This window comes from Methylobacterium sp. V23, assembly GCF_002917135.1.
GTDB lineage: Bacteria > Pseudomonadota > Alphaproteobacteria > Rhizobiales > Beijerinckiaceae > Methylobacterium.
Map to the genome: position 1 here is coordinate 519,510 of NZ_PDHT01000001.1, position 17,127 is coordinate 536,636.

20 protein-coding genes are annotated in these 17,127 nt (G+C 70.4%); 10 read left to right on the plus strand and 10 right to left on the minus strand.

Translation table 11 applies throughout. The features are described 5' to 3' along the window. Positions 1-2 precede the first annotated feature (2 nt). Complete coding sequence (locus CRT23_RS02370; protein WP_103708567.1) at positions 3-1,259, plus strand: MFS transporter; 1,257 nt, start codon at positions 3-5, stop codon at positions 1,257-1,259. A gap of 10 nt (positions 1,260-1,269) precedes the next feature. On the opposite strand, the gene CRT23_RS02375 is transcribed toward CRT23_RS02370, so the two are convergent. Both CRT23_RS02375 and CRT23_RS02380 read right to left on the minus strand, forming a co-directional pair. Beyond that, the gene (locus CRT23_RS02375) at positions 1,270-2,034 is read right to left on the minus strand and encodes a ComF family protein (protein ID WP_103708400.1); all 765 of its coding nucleotides are present in this window, start codon (positions 2,032-2,034) and stop codon (positions 1,270-1,272) included. Positions 2,035-2,083: 49 nt separating this feature from the next. Continuing rightward, positions 2,084-2,314, minus strand: coding sequence for a hypothetical protein (locus tag CRT23_RS02380; RefSeq protein ID WP_103708401.1), 231 nt, complete (start codon positions 2,312-2,314; stop codon positions 2,084-2,086). Between the two features lie 115 nt (positions 2,315-2,429). Here CRT23_RS02380 and CRT23_RS02385 point away from each other — a divergent pair, with 115 nt between their 5' ends. Then, positions 2,430-3,311, plus strand: a complete 882-nt coding sequence (locus tag CRT23_RS02385; RefSeq protein WP_055947643.1) for a methyltransferase domain-containing protein — start codon at positions 2,430-2,432, stop codon at positions 3,309-3,311. Continuing rightward, positions 3,308-3,667, plus strand: a complete 360-nt coding sequence (locus tag CRT23_RS02390) for a DUF427 domain-containing protein (RefSeq protein ID WP_103708402.1) — start codon at positions 3,308-3,310, stop codon at positions 3,665-3,667. Before CRT23_RS02385 ends, CRT23_RS02390 begins: the two co-directional genes overlap by 4 nt. A gap of 13 nt (positions 3,668-3,680) precedes the next feature. On the opposite strand, the gene CRT23_RS02395 is transcribed toward CRT23_RS02390, so the two are convergent. The 4 genes from CRT23_RS02395 to argJ all read right to left on the minus strand — a co-directional run bounded on the left by CRT23_RS02395 (position 3,681) and on the right by argJ (position 7,727). After that, positions 3,681-5,189, minus strand: a complete 1,509-nt coding sequence (locus CRT23_RS02395; RefSeq protein ID WP_103708403.1) for a DUF6880 family protein — start codon at positions 5,187-5,189, stop codon at positions 3,681-3,683. 125 nt (positions 5,190-5,314) lie between these two features. Further along, positions 5,315-5,737, minus strand: a complete 423-nt coding sequence (gene mutT / locus CRT23_RS02400) for an 8-oxo-dGTP diphosphatase MutT (RefSeq protein WP_055947651.1) — start codon at positions 5,735-5,737, stop codon at positions 5,315-5,317. A gap of 2 nt (positions 5,738-5,739) precedes the next feature. After that, positions 5,740-6,447 (minus strand): SIMPL domain-containing protein, encoded by a 708-nt coding sequence (locus CRT23_RS02405; RefSeq protein ID WP_245435929.1) that lies wholly within the window; start codon positions 6,445-6,447, stop codon positions 5,740-5,742. A gap of 29 nt (positions 6,448-6,476) precedes the next feature. Then, positions 6,477-7,727, minus strand: coding sequence for a bifunctional glutamate N-acetyltransferase/amino-acid acetyltransferase ArgJ (gene argJ, locus CRT23_RS02410; protein ID WP_103708405.1), 1,251 nt, complete (start codon positions 7,725-7,727; stop codon positions 6,477-6,479). Between the two features lie 383 nt (positions 7,728-8,110). Between argJ and CRT23_RS02415 the strand changes: the two genes are divergently transcribed. Then, positions 8,111-8,545, plus strand: a complete 435-nt coding sequence (locus tag CRT23_RS02415) for a histidine kinase (RefSeq protein ID WP_103708406.1) — start codon at positions 8,111-8,113, stop codon at positions 8,543-8,545. Positions 8,546-8,754: 209 nt separating this feature from the next. On the opposite strand, the gene CRT23_RS02420 is transcribed toward CRT23_RS02415, so the two are convergent. Next, positions 8,755-9,303 carry a PRC-barrel domain-containing protein gene (locus tag CRT23_RS02420; RefSeq protein WP_103708407.1) on the minus strand — a complete coding sequence of 183 codons (549 nt, stop codon included), beginning with the start codon at positions 9,301-9,303 and terminating at the stop codon, positions 8,755-8,757. Between the two features lie 191 nt (positions 9,304-9,494). Here CRT23_RS02420 and CRT23_RS02425 point away from each other — a divergent pair, with 191 nt between their 5' ends. Then, positions 9,495-10,088 (plus strand): glutathione peroxidase, encoded by a 594-nt coding sequence (locus CRT23_RS02425; RefSeq protein ID WP_103708408.1) that lies wholly within the window; start codon positions 9,495-9,497, stop codon positions 10,086-10,088. 5 nt (positions 10,089-10,093) lie between these two features. Here CRT23_RS02425 and CRT23_RS02430 read toward each other — a convergent pair whose 3' ends face one another. After that, positions 10,094-10,318: a hypothetical protein gene (locus tag CRT23_RS02430; protein WP_103708409.1), complete on the minus strand. Its 225-nt coding sequence runs from the start codon at positions 10,316-10,318 to the stop codon at positions 10,094-10,096. Between the two features lie 129 nt (positions 10,319-10,447). Between CRT23_RS02430 and CRT23_RS02435 the strand changes: the two genes are divergently transcribed. Both CRT23_RS02435 and CRT23_RS02440 read left to right on the plus strand, forming a co-directional pair. Next, positions 10,448-10,678, plus strand: a complete 231-nt coding sequence (locus CRT23_RS02435; protein ID WP_245435912.1) for a hypothetical protein — start codon at positions 10,448-10,450, stop codon at positions 10,676-10,678. A gap of 86 nt (positions 10,679-10,764) precedes the next feature. Next, positions 10,765-11,004, plus strand: coding sequence for a hypothetical protein (locus tag CRT23_RS02440; RefSeq protein WP_055947672.1), 240 nt, complete (start codon positions 10,765-10,767; stop codon positions 11,002-11,004). Between the two features lie 24 nt (positions 11,005-11,028). Here CRT23_RS02440 and CRT23_RS02445 read toward each other — a convergent pair whose 3' ends face one another. Then, positions 11,029-12,366, minus strand: coding sequence for a diguanylate cyclase (locus CRT23_RS02445; RefSeq protein WP_181017234.1), 1,338 nt, complete (start codon positions 12,364-12,366; stop codon positions 11,029-11,031). Positions 12,367-12,687: 321 nt separating this feature from the next. On the opposite strand from CRT23_RS02445, the gene CRT23_RS02450 reads away from it, so the two are divergent. Together CRT23_RS02450 and CRT23_RS02455 are read left to right on the plus strand one after the other, a co-directional pair. After that, complete coding sequence (locus CRT23_RS02450) at positions 12,688-13,287, plus strand: nitroreductase family protein (protein ID WP_055947679.1); 600 nt, start codon at positions 12,688-12,690, stop codon at positions 13,285-13,287. 10 nt (positions 13,288-13,297) lie between these two features. Then, positions 13,298-14,914, plus strand: coding sequence for an AMP-binding protein (locus tag CRT23_RS02455; RefSeq protein WP_103708411.1), 1,617 nt, complete (start codon positions 13,298-13,300; stop codon positions 14,912-14,914). 3 nt (positions 14,915-14,917) lie between these two features. Here CRT23_RS02455 and CRT23_RS02460 read toward each other — a convergent pair whose 3' ends face one another. Then, a complete protein-coding gene (locus CRT23_RS02460; protein ID WP_103708412.1) occupies positions 14,918-15,325 on the minus strand; it encodes a hypothetical protein in 408 nt (135 codons plus the stop codon). Between the two features lie 243 nt (positions 15,326-15,568). On the opposite strand from CRT23_RS02460, the gene ahcY reads away from it, so the two are divergent. Continuing rightward, complete coding sequence (ahcY, locus tag CRT23_RS02465; RefSeq protein ID WP_055948829.1) at positions 15,569-16,999, plus strand: adenosylhomocysteinase; 1,431 nt, start codon at positions 15,569-15,571, stop codon at positions 16,997-16,999. Positions 17,000-17,127 lie beyond the last annotated feature (128 nt).

Here is a 17,127-nt window from a genome sequence, read left to right on the forward strand (position 1 = left end):
CCATGGCCAGCTTCAAGACCGTGATGAAATCCGGTCATCCCCCGACCCTGTTCGCCGCCTTCCTCTACTTCGATTTCTGTTTCGCGATCTGGGTGCTCAACGGCGCCATGGGCCCGTTCATCACCGAGACCTACAAGCTGACCCCCGCCCAGACCGGGTTCATGATCTCGCTGCCGATCCTGGCCGGCGCGATCATGCGCTTCCCGCTCGGCGTGCTGGCGCAGTATATCGGTCGCAAGAACGCCGCCATCACCGAGATGACGTTGATCATGATCGCGATGGCGTTCGGCTTCTTCTACGTGAACACTTACGACGAGGTGCTCGCCATGGGCGTGCTCCTCGGCATCGCCGGGGCCTCCTTCGGCGTCGCCCTGTCCCTCGGCTCGGGCTGGTTCCCGAAGGAGCACAAGGGCCTGGCCATGGGCATCGCCGGCGCCGGCAATTCCGGCACCGTGCTCGCCGTGCTGTTCGCGCCGCCCCTGGCCCAGGCCTATGGCTGGCAGACCGTCTACGGCTTTGCCGGCTGCGTCATGGCGATCCCGCTCATCGTCATGGTCGTCTTTGCCAAGGAGCCGCCGGACGCCGAGCACCAGTCCTTCAAGGAGCACGTCTCCTGCCTGTTCCAGAAGGACGGCTGGGCCTTCAACCTGATCTACATCATCACCTTCGGCGGCTTCATCGGCCTGTCGAACTTCCTGCCGACCTTCTTCTACGAGCAGTTTGCCGTCACCAAGATCGAAGCGGGCCGGTTGACCATGTTGGCGGCCCTGATGGGCTCGGGCATCCGCGTCGTCGGCGGCTACTTCGCCGACCGGATCGGCGGCATCCTGGTGCTGTCCGTCGTCCTGATCGCGGCGGTCGGCTCGTTCCTGCTCCTCACGGCCTCGCCCTCCCTGGCGCTCACCACGGCCCTGTTCATGCTGTGCTTCGCCGCCCTCGGGGCCGGCAACGGCGCCCTGTTCCAGCTCGTGCCCCTGCGCTGGCCCGCCAACACGGCGGTGGCCGGCTCGATGATCGGCGAGGTCGGGGCCCTCGGCGGCGCGATTCTGCCCAACGTGATGGGCCTGTCGAAGCAGTATACCGGCTCCTTCGCCCTCGGCTTCGTCGGCTACGCCATCTTCGCCGCCCTGGTGCTGGTCTGCCTGCTGGTGTGGCAGCGCAAGTGGGTCGGCACCTGGGTCGGTCCGCGCGGCAAGGTGCTGACGCCCGGCACGCCGGCCGCTGCCGAGGCCGGCCGCCTCGATCCGCTGACGGCCTGAACCGCGTCGCTCAGCCGATTTCCTCCGCCACCAGCGCGAAGGTCAGGACATCCACCGCTGCCGCACCGCCGCGCAGGAGTACCCGCGCGGCGGCGTTGGCCGTGGCACCGGTGGTCATGACGTCGTCGATCAGGAGAATGCGCCGGTCCTGCAGCCGGGGGCGCATCGCCTCCGGCACCCGGAAGGCGCCCTGGAGGTTCGTCGCCCGGGCCACCCGGCTCAGCCCCACCTGCGGGCGGGTCGCCTTCACGCGCGCAAGGTAGCCCGGCTCGGAAGGCCGCCCGGCGATCCGGCCGATCCGGCGCGCCAGGAGCGCGGCCTGATTGAAGCGGCGGCGCCACAGGCGCCATCGGTGGAGCGGGACCGGCACGAGGCAATCCGCGCGGGCGAGGAGCTCCGCGCCGGCACCCGCCATCATCCCGGCGAGGACGGGGCCGAGATCCAGACGGTCCTCGTATTTCAGCCTTTGCACGAGGTCGCGGGCGACGCCCTCGTACAGAGCCACCGCCCGCGCCTGGGCGAAGACCGGCGGATCGGCGATCGCGCGGGGAGAGAGCAGCACACCGGTGCCGTGATCGACGGCGAAGGGCGTCCCGAAGCGGTCGCAGCAGGGCGGCGCGATCAGATGCAGCCCCGACCAGCAGCGGGCGCACAGGGCATGCGGATCGGCGATGGCACCGCTGCAGCCCGGGCAGGTCGGCGGATAGATGAGTGCGAGGCCGCCGCGCAGGGCGGCCCGCAATCCTGTGGTGACGGCGCGGGCAGCAGGAGCCATGACGGCGACCCTACCACCCGCGTGAACAATCTGCGACCTCTGGTTGTTCTCAGCGCGCCGGCTGCTGCGGCTGCGCCTGGTTCTGCTCGCGGTCGCGCTTGTTGGCCTGGTGGCGTCCGACGGCGCAGCCCGCGGCGGCACCCATCACACCATGGCCCGCCATGTGGCCGGCAACGCCGCCCACGAGCGCGCCCTTGATGCAGCCCTTGGCCTCGGCCCCGGTGGTGGCAAGGCTGATCCCCGCGAGGGTGAGGGCCGCGCCGAACAAGATGGACTTCATGGTGTCTGATCTCCTTGATTCGTCGTCGAATCGCTGGGCCTTAACAGCGAGGGACGGATTCACGTTCCGTCCCGGTTGCCGCTGGCGCCCGCGGTGTCGGCGCGCCATCTAGATCGTGATGACCGCCCCTCCGTTGTTCGATACGGGCCTCGCCCGCCGCCGCCTCGCCCGGGCCCACCGGGCCGGCTATGCCGACTTCCTGCTGCGCCGGGTCGTCGACGATCTCGACGACCGCCTCGGCGCCGTGCTGCGGACCTTCACCGAGGCCGTCGATCTCGGCAGCCCGTCCGCCCTCGCCGCAGAGCGCCTGCGCGCCTCCGGCCGGGTCGGACGCGTCACCCGCCTGGCACCCCGGGCGGAGGCCGGTGCGGTGCTGGCCGACCTCGAGGCCCTGCCGCTGGCGCCGGCCCGGTTCGACCTCGCCGTCTCGCTCCTCGCCCTGCAGCACGTCAACGACCTGCCCGGCACCCTGGCGCAGTTGCGCCGGTCCCTGCGTCCCGACGGGCTGTTCATCGGCTGCCTTCTCGGCGGCCGGACCCTGACCGAGCTGCGCCAGGTCTTCGGGCAGGCGGAGAGCGAGGTGGAGGGAGGCGTCAGCCCGCGCGTGGCCCCCTTTGCCGAGGTCCGCGAGATGGGCAGCCTGCTGCAGCGGGCCGGGTTCGCCCTGCCGGTCACCGATGTCGAGACCGTCACGGTCCGCTACCGCGACCCCTTCGCCTTGATGCACGACCTGCGCGCCATGGGTCTGACCAATGTCCTGCTCGACCGGCGTCGCACCCCCCTGCGCCGCGACACGCTCCTGCGCGCCGCCGCCCTCTATGCCGAGCGCTTCGCCGATCCCGATGGGCGCCTGCGCGCCAGTTTCGAGATCCTCTGGCTCTCTGGCTGGGCCCCGCACGAGAGCCAGCAGAAGCCCCTGAAGCCCGGAACCGCCCAGACGCGCCTCGCCGAGGCCCTGGGCACCACCGAACGCAAGCCCGAAGGACAAGACCCATGAAAGAGCCCGGACCCGACCACCCGATCACCATCGCGCCGCATCCGGGCCGGTTGCGTCTCCGGCTCGCCGGGACGCTCCTCGCCGAGACCGAGTCCGCCCTGGTGCTCACCGAGGCCAACTACCCGCCGGTGTTCTACATTCCGCGGGCCGACGCCCGCTGGGCGCATTTCAGCCCGAGCACCCGCCGCAGCCAATGCCCGTACAAGGGCGATGCCAGCTACTTCACGCTGACGACGCCGGACGCGACCCGGCCGGACGCGGTCTGGAGCTACGAGGCGCCCTATCCGGCGGTCGCGGCCATCGCCGGGCATCTCGCGTTCTATCCCGACAAGATCGACCCGATCGAGCAGGATTGAGCAGGCTCGGCCTTCAATCCCGAACCTGCGACCAGAACGCGGCCTTGCGCCCGTGCAGCCGGCGCAGCGTGCCGCGGTAGGCCTCCGGATCTTCCGTCAGGCCGTCGAGGGCTTCGAGGTAGCGGGCGGCGTGGCCGTAGGCGGCGCTGCGCCCGTGTTCCAGGATGGCATCGATGAGCAGGCGGTAGAGTTCGGCTGCCGCCTCCGGCTGCGTCCGCTCCAGGGCCTCGGCGGCGGGCGCCAGGATCTCGTAGCGGCTTCCGTCCCAGCGGCCGCGATGGGCCATGACCAGGCGCGCGGCACGAGTGGGATTCGGCCAGTGGGTGAAGAAGGCGAGCGCCCGGTAGCGATCGGGGTGGGCCTGCGCCTGGTCGAAGGCGCGCGCCAGTGCCTCGTCGTCCTCGAAGTCGGGCAGCTTGGCGAGGTAGGCCCGCAGCATCGCGGGATCGAGGTGACGCGCGAAGGCCTCCCAACGCAGGGTCTGTGCGGCCTCCGTCTGGCCGAGGCTGTCGAGGATGCGGATCTCCACGGCCTGTCGGGCCCGCTCGGGGGCGTCGTGGTCGAAATGCCCCGTGAGCAGCGCCTCCCGGGTGACCACCACCGGTCCGCGCTTCTGCGGGCGGCGGATCCAGTCCAGCGCCTCGGGGGCCCGGTTCGCCCCCAGCAGTCGCTCGGCGATCCGCACGCGGTCCGGCTGCTCGGGCGACACCGCCTGCTCGAAGGCGATGAAGGCATCGACATCGCCGGCCCGGTCGGCGAGGGCCTGGCGCATGCGGACGAGGCGGCTGCGGGCGAGCTGAGAGGCCCAGGCCTTCTGGCCGCCGGCCCGGCCTTCGGAGGCCGGGGGTGTGGCATCCGCCAGGGCCGCATCGAGGGGCGCCAGCGCCGCCTCGGGCAGCCGCGGGATCAGGTCGTGCATCAGGGCTTCGACGAAGCCGTGACCGTCGGCGCCGAGGCGGGTCACCAGCCCGGTGGCGACCCCTGCCGCCTCCTCCGCGGGGAGATCGACGATCAGGGCGGCGGCCGCATCGGCCGCGCGTTCATAGACTCCGTGGAGACGTCCGCTCGAATCCTCCGCACGCCCAAGGACGTCGCCGGCTCCGCCGAGGAAGCGGATCAGCCGGTCGAGGGCTGCCCGCGGGTCCAGGGCGGCAAGCTCGGTCACCACCGTGGTGAGCATGGCGTCGAGGTCGGCCGCGAAGGCCCGCTGCTTCTGCCAGTCGATGTAACCCTGGCCCCGCTCCAGGGCGGTGAGGCGCCGGTCGATCAGCGCCGCGATGGCGTCCGGTCCCTGCAGGCTCGCCACCGCCGCCGTCACCAGCTTCTTGAAGGTCGGATTCCGCGCCGTCTCGGACAGGACGAGGCCGATCAGGCGCTCCAGCCCGAGCGCCGTCAGGGTCTCGGGGCTCGGCGTGGTCTTGCGCGAGGCGCGTTTGGGTTTGCTGGCGGCCGACTTGTCCCCAACGGGCGGCTGAACGGAAGCCGCCTTCGCCGCCGGTTTCGCCGCTGCCCTGCGTGCCATGCACTGCGCTCCCTCTCCCGACGGGGCAACTCCGTTCCCGGCCGAGGCAACTTCTTTCCCGACCGAGCAAGTCCTCTCCCGACAGGACAGGTCGCGCCGGACGGGATCGACGCTTCAGAATTGGATCAGGGGCCGAGCAGATCCAGCAGAAAGGGGATCAGCGGGGCATCGGCCGGCGGCATCGGCTGATCCTTGAGATCGCGTGGACGCACCCATTTCAGCGCCTGACCCTCCATCGAGCGCGGCAGCCCTTCCCAGCGCCGGCAGATGTAGAGCGGCATCAGCAGGTGAAAATCCGGATAGGCGTGGCTCGCGAAGGTGAGGGGGGCGAGACAGGCCTCCTGCACGGTGATGCCCAGCTCCTCGGCAAGTTCGCGGATCAGGGTCTCCTCCGGCCGCTCGCCCGGGTCGACCTTGCCGCCGGGAAATTCCCAGAGTCCGGCGAGCTGCTTGCCGGGCGGGCGTTGGGCGAGGAGCACGCGTCCATCGGTGTCGACCAGCGCCACGGCGACGACGAGGAGGATGCGCAGGGGCGCCGGCGTCGTCATGGTCATGGTCGTGGGGCGATCGCGAAGGTCGCGGCGACATCGGCGGCCGTCTCGATGGTGCCGGCGACCAGGGGCACCGGAGCACCGCCGCGCTTGGCGCGCATCGGCGCGGGCGCCGCGAAGGCGATCGGCGGACCCGAGGCCGTCGCCGGCGACTGGATCGACACCACCCGCCCGAGGGTGACGCCGGCGGCCTCGGCCAGCCGCTCGGCCTGGAGCCGGGCATCCTTCATCGCCGCGCTGCGCACGGCGCTCTCGGCCGCGTCGGGATCGCGCAGGCCGAAGCCGACGCCGTCGATGCGGTTCGCGCCCCCGTCGAGGGCCCGGCGCATCAGGTCACCGAGGCGGCCCATGTCGGCGAGGCGCACCCGCACCGTATTGGCGGCCCGGTAGCCGTCCGGTTTCTCGGTGAAGGATCCATCCGCCTGGCGAACCGAGCGCGTGACCGGCTGCAGGGTGACGGCGGAGGTGCCGAGATCCGCATCCGGCACTTTGAACTCGGCGGCCAGGGCCAGGAGCGCCTTGGCGGCGGTGCTGGCACCGTCGAGGGCCGCGGCCGGGGTTGCGCCCCTGACCTCGACGCCGATCTCCACCGAGGCGAAGTCCGGCGCCACCTCGGAGCGTGCGCGCCCGACGACGCTGATACGGCCCTCGGCCGTCCCCGCTGCGTCCTCGGCCCGTGCCTCGCCACCGGGGCCCAGCAGCGACAGGGCGAGGAGGACGGCGGCGCCAGCGCGCCTCACGAGCGGTAATCCCCGTTGATCTCGATGTAGAGCTTGGTCAGGTCGCAGGTCCAGACGCGCCCGCTGCCCTCGCCGAGGCCGAGGTCGACCCGCACGGTGACGTCGGATTCGCGCATCACGGCGCTCGCGGCCGCTTCGCTGTAATCGGGATCGCGGGCGCCCTCGCGGGCGACGCGCACGTCGCCGAACCAGATCGCGAGGCGGTCGCGGTCGGCCGGCTCTCCGGCCTTGCCCACCGCCATCACCACCCGGCCCCAGTTGGCATCCTCGCCCGCGATGGCGGTCTTCACCAGGGGCGAATTCGCGATCGATAGGGCGATGCGATGGGCCGAGGCGTCGCTGGTCGCGCCCGTGACGCGCACGGTGACGAATTTGCGGGCGCCCTCGCCATCCCGGGCGACGAGCTGGGCCAGCTCGACCAGGAGGTCGTCGAGGGCGGCGCGGAATGCGGACAGGCGCGGATCGCCGGCATCGGTCACCGCGGCGTTGCCGGCGGCGCCCGTCGCGAACAGCATCAGGGTGTCGGAGGTGGAGGTGTCGCCGTCGACGGTCACGCAGTTGAAGCTGGTGGCCGTGCCGGCGGAGAGGAGCGCCTGGAGCACCCCCTGGGGCAGGGCGGCATCGGTGAACACGAAGCTCAGCATCGTCGCCATGTCGGGAGCGATCATGCCCGCGCCCTTGGCGATGCCGTTGAGGGTGACGGTGACGCCGTCGATGGCGGCTTGACGCGTGGCGAGCTTCGGGAAGGTGTCGGTGGTCATGATCGCCTGGGCCGCCGCTGCCCAGGCCTCGGCGCCGTCCTGGGTCCGCCCGGCGCAGTCGGCCAGCACGCCCTCGAACTTGGTGGCATCGAGGGGCTCGCCGATCACGCCGGTCGAGGCGATGAAGATCTCTTCCGGCCGGCACTGTGCCGCCTCGGCGGCGATCCGGGCCGTCAGCGTCACGGCCTCGCGCCCGCGCAGGCCCGTGAAGGCATTGGCGTTGCCGGAATTCACCACGAGGGCTCGGGCGCCCGCACTGCCCAGCGCCTCGCGGCACCAGTCCACCGGGGCGGAGGGGCATTTCGAGCGGGTGAAGACGCCGGCAGCCTGCGTGCCCGCGGCGAGCGCGACGTAGAGCACGTCCGTCCGCCCGGAATAGCGGATGCCCGCCTGCGCGGTCGCGAGTCCGACGCCGCGAATCGCCGGCAGCTGCGGTTGCGTCTGGGGCGCCAGCGGCGAGACAGGGGGGCTCTTGGCAGACGACATGGACGAGGGCTCCGGATCTCTGCGGCCGTCTCGGGCGCGCGGCGAGGCCGGTGTTGCCCCGCGGGCGCCATGCCCGTCAACCACGACCACCGTCATCCGTCTGTCGCATCGGACGCGCCGCCCGTGAGCGTTGCCAGATCAGGGACTTGTCTTAGGGATCGGCGTGAAGACGGGCCCGAATGCTGCGGTGCAGCATTCGGGCTGCGACGGCGCTGCCCCGGGGTCGAGCATTCGAGGCGTTGGACGGAGGGGGCGCCCCAAACTCATCGACTTGGACGGAATGGGGGCTTGTCTGTACGAGCGAACGTGACATAGCATGCTGCGACGCACAGTTTCCGAGGTGGTCGGCACGGATGTCCAGGCGCGAGGGGGGAGTCTCGACTATGGAACGACTGACTTCGCCGGGTGGCGCCTACGGCGTTCAGGTCCTGATCGCCGGTCGCCAGAAGCATTGGCGCGACGAGGTGACATCGCAGATCCGACGAGCCGGCTTCGCGGCCACCACGGTGGATTGCGGCATCGACGCGATGACAGTCCTGGCTCTCGGTCTTCCCGTCGATGTTCTCGTCACCGACGTGAGTTTGCAGGGCAAGCTCTGCTGCCAGAAGCTCGCCTTGGAAGCCCGTGCGCTGCGTCCGGACCTCCGCATCGTCTTCGCCAGCGACCTCGAATCGCTGGCGAGCGAAGACGACCCGACGCAGTGGCTCGAAGAGTTGTTCGACGCCCAGTTTCCCGACGACCGCGACGGCCTGATCGCGGTCCGGCGCATCGACAATGTCGCCAGCACGGTGCGGGACGCTCTCCGCAGCCCTGCCTGATCTCATCCGCCCTCGCCGCGCGGATCGCCTTTCAGAAATCTGCCTCTCGGGATCGCGCCGTGGTGCCGTCGGCTCCGCTTGGCGAGCCGGATACCCGAACGACGTGACGGTTTTCTGACGGTCTGGTGCGTCTCAGACCTGGACTGCCCGGAAACGAAGAAAGCCCTCGCGTGGATGCGAAGGCTCCCGTTTCATCGATCCCGACCGGATCACTGCGCCTTGGGGGCGTCCATCGGCTTCGGCTCGGTATTCGTCTTCGTATCCGTGCGCGTCGCGTTGGTATCGGCGTTCGGCTTGGTATCGGCGTTCGGCTTGGCCTTGCCGAGATAGACGTATTCCGGCGCGGCGCGGAGCTGGTCCTTGTTGGTGTCGATCGTCGCCTTCAGGGTGGCGTCGTCGACGCGGACGAGCTTCATGGCGCTCGGGTCGATGGCGACGTACTTCGTGCCGAGACCGAGGAAGCCGCCGACGCCGACCACCCAGGACTTCACCGTATTCTTCTCGTCGAGCACCACGTCGGCGATCTCGCCGATGGTCTCGTTGGCGGCATTCTGGATGGTCAGGCCGACGAGCTTCGACGTGACCATGTCGCTCTTGTTCTGCACCACGAAGGTGGGGCGCAGGTCGTTGGCGAGGGTCGCGGGGGCGGCCTGGACCGGCGCCGACGCGGCGGCGGGCGCGTTGGCATCCGGCGACTGAGCGAGGGCGAGGGTGGCGCTGGCAGCGAGGAGAGTCGTGCCGAGCAACAGGCTGCGCATGGGCGAAGTCTTTCGAAAGGTCGAGCCGAAGGTCGAACGAGGGGGCCGTGATGGCTCACGCTCAAGTTCAAGCTTCCGCCAAAGGTTCCCGCGATACGGCATGGTGAATGGACGAACGCGGCGCGGGCCTTAGTTTCCCCAGCAGAGGGGCAGCGGAACCGGTCCGCGCGCCCGCCACGGGGTGCCGCACCATGTCGAATGTCCTGCTGCCCGACGTCCGGCTCGCGCCGCTGCCACGCCGTCACGCCCTTGCGCTGCTCGGCGCGGCCCTCGTCTGCGGTGTCCGCCCCGCCCTGGCCGATGCCACGAAGGCGGGCGCCTTCGCGTTCGAGAAGCCGGAGGGCGGCACCCTGCCGCTCGCGGCGTATGCGGGCCGGCCCATCCTGGTGGTCAATACGGCCACGGCCTGCGGCTATGCCGGGCAATTCACGGGGCTGCAGGGCCTGTGGACCCGCTTCGGTGACCGCGGCCTCACCGTCATCGCGGTGCCGTCGCCCGATTTCGGCAACCAGGAACCGCTGGACGGCGTCGCCATCGCGGAGGCCGCGCGCAAGAACCATGGTGTGACCTTCCCGGTCACCGCCAAGACCCATGTCCGGGGTCCGAGCGCGCACCCGTTCTATCGTTGGGCCGCCGCCGAGAAGCCCGGCAGCACGCCGGGCTGGAACTTCCACAAGTACCTGGTGGACCGCGACGGCAGCCTGATCGGCGCCTTTCCGTCCTCGGTCGAGCCCAACGATCCGCGCATCGTCACCGCGATCGCCAATGCCCTGCCGGCTGCCTGACGCTTTCAGTGCGGAACGTCTCGCGGCGGGCGAAGGGACCCCGACGGCGGTGGTGCGCGGCGGATGCGCCGTGCCCGCTCCGGGGTCCCGCGCACCGGCGGCGAGGCGTAATTCGAGGCGAAGGGATTGGCCGGCGTGCGATCGGCGCTGCCGAACAGGCTGAACTCTGCTCGGGCGCCCTGGCTCCCGCCCAGCACTGTGAGGAGGAGAGTGAGGAGAAGGCGGCGCATGCGTGTTCCCGGGGGGCGGACTCTCTTGCCCCGATCCTTGCCCCGATACCGCAAACCCCCACATCCCGCGAGAGGCCGCACCGGAATCATTGAGGGCTCGGGCGGCCGCGGGATGGATCGAGGAACGGGATGATGAAGCCGCACCGGTTCAAGCAGGCGGGCACCGTCTTCGAAATCGCCTTCGAACGGGCGCCGGAGGGCTGGGTCGCCCATATCCGCCGTGCCGACAGCGAAACCACCCACGCGATCGGGTTTCCCGATGGGCCGGGCTACGATCCGACCGACGTGCGCGGGTCGCTGATCGCGGGCTGCGAGGCGGCGCTTCCCAACCTGTCCTGGGCGAACCCGACCCGGCACTGAGCGGAACCTCCCGAACCGCCCCGTGTTCGCCCTCCCGTATGCTGCGCTCGCACCGGCGTGGGCGCGCGGAACGGGAAGGAAAGCCGATGTCCGAGATCACCTATCGCATCGTCGAGCACGATGGCGGCTTCGCCTACAAGGTCGGCGACGTATTCTCCGAGACCTATCCGAGCCACGACGAGGCCCTGCAGGCGGCCCAGGCCGCCGCGGCCGAGCAACAGGTTCCGGGCTCGACGGAGGGCATCCGCTACCAGGACAGCAAGGGCGCCTGGCACGACGAGACCGCCCAGGGCAACGATCGTCCGACCGCGCGCGTGGTCGATTGAGATTCGCTTCCGGTCCGGCGGCGCTCAGGCCGAGCGTCGCCGGGCCGGTGTCTCTCCGGCCGGCCAAGCGGCCAGGGCCGGCTCGGCCTCGCGGCCCGGCCCGATCTCCGCGCGGCGCGCGGCCCCCTCGCATCCGGTGCGGTTGCGCCCGGCCGACTTCGCCCGGTAGAGCGCCGCATCGGCGGCCTCGACCAGCGCCGCCGCCGTCACCGCGCCGCCGGGGGTCGCCGCAACGCCGACGCTGACGGTGACGTGATCCAGGCCGTCGCCGCGCCCGGCATGCGGCAGGGCCAGGGCGTTCAACGATTGGCGGACCCGCTCGGCCAGGACGATGGCCGCCGCGCTGTCGAGGCCTGGCAGCAGCAAGGCGAACTCCTCGCCGCCGTAGCGCGACACGAGATCGGCGCTGCCGCAGACGCGGGCGGTCAACAGGCGCGAGATCTCGCACAGGCACGCGTCGCCGGCCCCGTGTCCGTAATGGTCGTTGAAGCGTTTGAAGTGGTCGACATCCACGAGCATCAGCGCGAACGGATCGCCGGTGCGCGAGGCCTGCCACAGGGCATCGAGACGCTGCGAGAAGGCCCTCCGATTGGCCAGGCCCGTCAGCGGATCGGTGGTCGAGAGGCGGGTCAGGCGTGCATTGGCGACCACGAGCTGCTGCGCCCGCAAGGATTCCCGCAACGTGTAGAGGTAGTTGCGCCGGTTGGCGCTCTCGATCTTATGCGCGGCCCCGAGGCTGAAGGCGGTGCCGATCAGCATATCCAGCCGGGCCAGGCCCGCGAGGTCCGGGGCGATCTCCGGGTGGGCGGCGAGGGCGAGGCCACCGGCGAGGGCCGTCATCCCGGACACGATGCAGGCCCAGTTGAACCGGAGCGCCAGGGAGATGTTGGCGAAGATGACCGTCAGCCAGATCGCCGTGGTCGCGTGGGCGACGTTGGGTCCGTGGCCGAGCCACAGCGTGACCACCGGAATCGCCGCCGCCGCGAGGACGCCGAGGCCGCACAGGGCCTCCCGGGTGCGGGCGCTCACCCGGCTGAGGGCCACGAAGATCCCGATCGCGAGCGGCGTCATCACGGCGAACCGCAGGGCCAGGTTCAGCGTCGCGACGTCGGGCGTGGTGACGAAGGCGGCCCAGGCATAGAGGTGGAAGACCGCGAGGCCGATGAGGGTGGTGCGCCGCAGGTGGCGAACCCGCCGGCGTCCGGTCTCCGCCTCGAAACGGCTTTCGAGTTCGTCCGGGAAGACAAGGCGCCAGCGCGTCGCCTGCAGGGTCCGTTCGATGAGCGCCAGCAGACGGTCGCTGGTGCGAAACGACAGGGAACCCGGATCGTCGGACGATCCGGCAGCAGACGAAGCGATCACGCGCGGGGACATCCATGGGCAGGTGGGCGAGGGCCAGGCGAGCGACCTCGACCCCTGCGCCAAGAGTGACCGCAACTCCTGTCGGCATGCTTTCCCCGATCGTTACAATCCGAGCGATCGACGGCGCGGGACCCCTGCATCGCCGCGGGACTCCCCCCGGCATTCGTGGGGTGCGACGGTGCCGGACGGAATGGACGATTGCCTCCCGGGGGCCACCTCGTGCATGCCTCGTCCGGATCCGGGCGTGCCGCCACGGACCGCGTGCGGGCCTGCCCGTCGCCATGACTTGACCCGGATCTCTTCGCCGCCTGGAGCCCGCCCGTGACCGTCTCGAATCCGCGCCAGCCCGATCACGACATCGATCCGCTCTTCATCGAGCGCTGGTCTCCGCGCGCCTTCACGGGCGAGGCCGTGCCGGAATCCGAGCTTCTGCGCATGATCGAGGCCGCGCGCTGGGCTCCGTCGTCCTACAACTCCCAGCCCTGGCGCTTCGTCTACGCCCTGCGCGGCACGCCCGCATGGGAGACCTTCCTCGACCTGCTGGTGCCGGGAAACCGCAAGTGGGCGGAGGGGGCCGGCGCCCTCGTCATCCTGGTCTCGAGCAAGCTGATGAAGACCGGTGACGGGCTGAAGCCCTCGGCGAGCCATTCCCTCGACACCGGGGCCGCCTCGGCGAACTTCCAGCTCCAGGCGATCCGCCAGGGCTGGCACGTGCACGGCATGGGCGGATTCGACAAGGAGCGCTCCGTCAGCGTGCTCAACGTGCCGCCGGACCATCAGGTCGAGGCGGCCTACGCCGTCGGACGCGCGGCGAACCCGGCCGATCTCTCCGAGGAGCAGCGGGCCAAGGAGGTGCCGAACGGCCGGCGTCCGATCACCGATTTCGCCTTCGCCGGCGCCTTCAAGGCCCGCGAAGCCTGAGTCGTCCGCCGTGCTGAGGCCCGCCCCCGACTATGCCGGGCTCGTCGCCGGTTTCGCCTGGGACATCCCGGAGCGGTTCAATATCGGCGTCGATGTCTGCGACCGCTGGGCCCAGCGCGAGCCCGGCCGGGTCGCGATCCAGGAGGTCGTCGGGGCGCAGGTCTCGGAGATCACCTTCGGGGACCTGCGGGATCGCTCCGACCGTCTCGCAGCCGGATTGCGGGCGAGGGGCGTGGTGCCCGGCGACCGCGTCGGCGTCCTGCTTCCGCAATCGGCGGCCGTGGTGATCGCCCATGCGGCCGCCTACAAGCTGGGAGCGATCGCCCTGCCGCTCGCCGGCCTGTTCGGGCCGGACGCCCTCCGCTACCGCCTCGCCGACGCCGGCGCCCGCGTCCTCGTCACCGACGCGGCCGGCCTCTCCAAGGTCGAAGCCCTCCGCGCCGATCTGCCGGCGCTCGAGCTCGTGGTCTGCGTGGACGGCGCGCGGGGCGCGGCCCTCGACTACGAGACCCTGCTCGCCGAGGCGCCGGGCGGGTTCGTCCCGGTCGACACCCGGGCCGATGATCCGGCCCTGATGATCTACACCTCCGGCACAACCGGGCCGGCCAAGGGCGCGCTGCATGCCCACCGGGTGCTCCTGGGGCACCTGCCGGGCTTCTGCATGATGCACGATTTTCCCCCGAAGGCCGGCGACCGGATGTGGACGCCCTCCGACTGGGCCTGGGCCGGCGGCCTGCTCAATGCGGCTCTGCCGAGCCTGCATTTCGGCGTGCCGGTGGTGGCCTGCCCGAGCTTCCGGTTCGAGCCGGACGCCGCGTTCCGGCTGATCGCCGAGCGGGCGGTCACCCTCGCATTCCTGCCGCCCACGGCCCTGCGCATGCTGCGCGGCGTCACCGATCCGCGCGGGCGCTTCGACCTGTCTCGCCTGCGCAACATCGCCTCCGCCGGCGAATCCCTCGGTCCGGAAACCTTCGACTGGGCGCGGCGCGAGCTCGGGCTCACCATCGGCGAGGCCTATGGCCAGACCGAGTGCAACCTCGTCCTCGCCGCCTGCCGGTCGGCCGGGGTGGCGCGGGCGGGCTCCACCGGACGCCCGGTTCCCGGGCACCGGGTCGCGATCCTGCGGCCGGACGGCCGCGAGGCCGCCACCGACGAGCCCGGCGAGATCGCCGTTGCGCGGCCCGACCCGGTGATGTTCCTGCGCTACTGGAACCAGCCCGAGGCGACGGCGAGGAAGTTCTCCGGCGACTGGATGCTGACCGGCGACACCGCCCGGCGCGACGCCGACGGCTACGTCCATTTCGTTGGGCGCGAGGACGATCTCATCACCTCGGCGGCCTACCGCATCGGTCCCACCGAGATCGAGGATTGCCTCGGCGCGCACCCGGCCGTGGCCCTCGCCGCCGCGGTCGGCAAGCCGGATCCCCTGCGCACCGAGATCGTGAAGGCCTACGTCGTCCTGCGCCCGGGCTACGAAGCCTCGGAGGCCCTGGCCGCCGAGATCCAGGCCTACGTGCGCACGCGCCTCTCGGCCCACGAGTACCCGCGCGAGATCGCGTTCCGGGACAGCCTGCCCATGACCACCACGGGCAAGATCATCCGTCGGCAGCTGCGGGACGAGGTGTGAGCCTTACCGGACCGTGACGCGGTAGCGCGCACGGCCGACGTTTCCCGCCGGATCGACGATTTCGATCGCGAAGTCGTCCGGTCCGGTATAGCCGGGCGTCGCGGTGTAGAAGACGAAGGTCGCGGGCCGCTTGCGGACATTGCAGCGCGCGCGGGCGTTGAACATCGGGAAGTTCGGAAAAGCCTGTCCCTGCCCGACCTGGACGTGGCCGTCATGCGGCGGGTCGATGATGCTGATCGTCATCCGACCGAGGGACCGACAGGTCGGGTCGAGCGACGAGAACGAGCCCAGCGTGAGCCGGCTGCCCGACAGGGCAACTTTCTCGAAGGTGGCCATGCGCATCGGGGCGGCCTCGGCCGTCTCGAGCGGGGCGAGACCGAGGGCGATGGCGAGGACAAGGTATCGGTGCATGGCTTGCCGCTCCGCTCTTCGTGCGAACGCGCCGGAGCATGCCCGAGTCGTGCGTCGAGGAAAGCCACAACCGCCCGTCTGCGATACACGTTATGGGCGATTTGTCAGTCGGCTTGAGCGAGCCGCTCGGGGAGCCCCAGTTGGAATCGTTCGCATAAAGACATCTTTATATCTTGATTGCTTCCCGTCCGGCGCCCTGCTATAGGCCACGCCGACACGTCACGCGAGATGGAGCGAACCGCCATGGCCCAGACTTCCCCGGCCCAGACTGCCTCGGCCCAGGATTACATCGTCAAGGACATCGGCCTGGCCGATTATGGTCGCAAGGAGATCTCGATCGCCGAGACCGAGATGCCGGGCCTGATGGCGACGCGCGAGGAGTTCGGTCCGTCGCAGCCCCTGAAGGGCGCGAAGATCGCCGGCTCGCTGCACATGACGATTCAGACGGCCGTGCTGATCGAGACCCTGAAGGCGCTGGGCGCCGACATCCGCTGGGTCTCCTGCAACATCTACTCGACCCAGGACCATGCCGCCGCCGCCATCGCCGCCGCCGGCATCCCGGTCTTCGCCATCAAGGGCGAGACCCTGGGGGAGTACTGGGACTACACCGCGAAGCTGTTCGACTGGCATGACGGCGGCATGCCGAACATGATCCTCGACGACGGCGGCGACGCCACCATGTTCGTGCACCTGGGCCTGCGCGCCGAGAACGGCGACACCGCCTTCCTCGACAAGCCGGAATCCGAGGAAGAAGAGATCTTCTTCGCGCTCCTCAAGAAGAAGCTCGCCGAGAAGCCGAAGGGCTGGTTCGCGGGTCTGGCCGATTCGATCAAGGGCGTCTCCGAGGAGACCACCACCGGTGTGCACCGCCTCTACAACCTCGCCAAGGAGGGCAAGCTGCTCTTCCCGGCGATCAACGTGAACGACGCCGTCACCAAATCCAAGTTCGACAACCTCTACGGCTGCCGCGAGTCGCTGGTCGACGGTATCCGCCGCGGCACCGACGTCATGATGGCCGGCAAGGTCGCCATGGTCGCGGGCTTCGGCGACGTGGGCAAGGGCTCGGCCTCGTCGCTCCGCCACGCCGGCTGCCGCGTCCTCGTCTCCGAGGTCGATCCCATCTGCGCGCTCCAGGCCGCGATGGAAGGCTACGAGGTCGTGACGATGGAGGACGCCGCTCCGCGCGCCGACATCTTCGTCACCGCGACGGGCAACAAGGACATCATCACCATCGAGCACATGCGGGCGATGAAGGACCGCGCCATCGTGTGCAACATCGGTCACTTCGACAACGAGATTCAGGTCGCGGGCCTGAAGAACCTCACCTGGTCGAACATCAAGCCGCAGGTGGACGAGATCACCTTCCCCGACGGCCACCGCATCATCCTCCTGTCGGAGGGACGCCTGGTGAACCTCGGCAACGCCACCGGCCACCCGTCCTTCGTGATGTCGGCCTCGTTCACCAACCAGACCCTGGCCCAGATCGAGCTCTGGACCAACCCGGGCAAGTACGAGAAGCAGGTCTACACCCTGCCCAAGGCCCTCGACGAGAAGGTCGCGCTCCTCCACCTCGAGAAGATCGGCGTCAAGCTCTCCAAGCTCCGTCCCGACCAGGCCGCCTATATCGGCGTCTCCGAGAACGGCCCGTTCAAGCCCGACCACTACCGCTACTGAACACCGCTCCGGCGCCCCTCGCGGGGCGCCGCGACCCGTCGAATCCCGTCCGCGAAGCCCGGTCCCGTGCCGGGCTTCCGCACGTTCGGGGGCGCCGCCCGCCCGCCTGCGCAGTGTGGCTTTTCTGC